The 1,614-nt window shown below is 38.7% G+C and carries 1 protein-coding gene; it reads left to right on the forward strand.

Features of this window, described 5'->3' with window-relative positions:
- Window positions 1–288: 288 nt before the first annotated feature.
- The gene (locus F6K49_RS47280) at window positions 289–1,203 is read left to right on the forward strand and encodes an MvdC/MvdD family ATP grasp protein (protein ID WP_293087455.1); all 915 of its coding nucleotides are present in this window, start codon (window positions 289–291) and stop codon (window positions 1,201–1,203) included.
- The last annotated feature ends 411 nt before the right edge of the window (window positions 1,204–1,614 follow it).

Consider the following 1,614-nt stretch of genomic DNA (forward strand, 5'->3'; position numbering starts at 1 on the left):
AGCAGCGTCTTGCAACATTTAGGCAATTTGTCAACAGGGTGCATTATATTTTCGGAGTAATATCAGGATGCATTTAACTATAAAAATTACCTGTTATCAGGTAAATATATCTTATAGTATACCAAAATTAAATTGGCTTAGATGGTGTTTTAAAATACCAATTTTTGGCCAAACAAAGTATGATATTGACTTGATTAGCCACACTATTATCTAGTAAACCGAAACAAAAAAAGAACTTGGGTAATCAGCAGAACTGTATAAATACTAGTTCGTTTTGTTTGGCAATAGATGAATATTTTAATTTTGGGCAATCCTGAAGATACTCACGCTGCGCATATCAACCATGCTCTGACTAAGGCTGGAGGCAAGACAAACTATCTTGACACTTCTCTGTTTCCTACTAAATTACGACTATCTTGGCAGCCACACACTAAAGATGGAATTCTCACCCTGTCCGATGGCTATCAATTACGTCTGAGAGATATTCGTAGCATCTTTTGGCGTAATTTTTCTGGAGTTCGAATTCCTCCAATCAAAAATCCATTACAGCAGAGAGTTGCTTTTGATGATGCAATGAGTACCCTAAGAACCTTGATGCAAGGAACATCAATTCACTGGGTAAACTCATGGCAAGCTTATCAATTGCATAAGGAAAAACCTCTACAATTGAGCAAAGCTGAACAAATGGGTGTAACGATTCCCCATACTCTGATTAGTAATGATCCAGACGCTATCATTAAGTTTACGAAGTCTTGTAATCAAGTGATTTTTAAGCCAGTCTATGGTGGTGCTCATGTCCAGTTTTTAACAGAAAAACATCTACAACCTGAACGACTAAACTTAGCCCTGCGGCTTTCTCCTGTTACTATACAGGAGTATATCCCTGGCACAAATATTCGCACCTATGTAATTGGGGACTCGATGTATTCGGCAGAAATTCGCTCCAAGTCACTTGACTTTCGAGAAGATATCGATGCTCAATTGATTCCGGTCAGGCTGCCAAAGACGGTGCAAGAGCAGTGTAAAGCTATCACTAGAGCGTTTTGGCTGCAGTGGACGGCGATTGACTGGCGTTTAAAGCAAAATGGTGAATATGTATTTCTTGAAGCTAACCCTAGTCCGATGTTTTTACACTTTGAGCAACAAACTGGTTTCCCTATCACCCAAGAATTAGTTAATCTTCTGATGAGTGATATCAATTGACTGTTGAGTCGGAAAGTACAGATTTCCGACTCAACAGTCAAGTCGCTTGACCGTAGGTCACGCTGCTTAACGCGCTCCAATTCAAAGTTCAAAATTATTAATTCAAAATGATTCGGACAATTCTATATTTTGAAGTTTGAATTTTGAATTTTGAATTCCCCGGGGGGCTTGTACCCATAATTAATTAATTCAAAATTAAGGCCGTAGGCCACGCTGCGCGAACGGATTTTATTTATTTTGAAGTTTGAATTTTGAATTTTGAATTCCCCAAAGGGGTCAACGGTTTACAACATTAGTATTAGACTTACAAGCTAAGGTGTGAAAACCATTCATGACATGAACCGTTGGAGTATTGGGCGTGGGTATTGTGTACCAATCATTGTCCGATTCTTCTCGGCTGATTATACTACA

It is taken from the genome of Moorena sp. SIO3I6 (assembly GCF_010672095.1).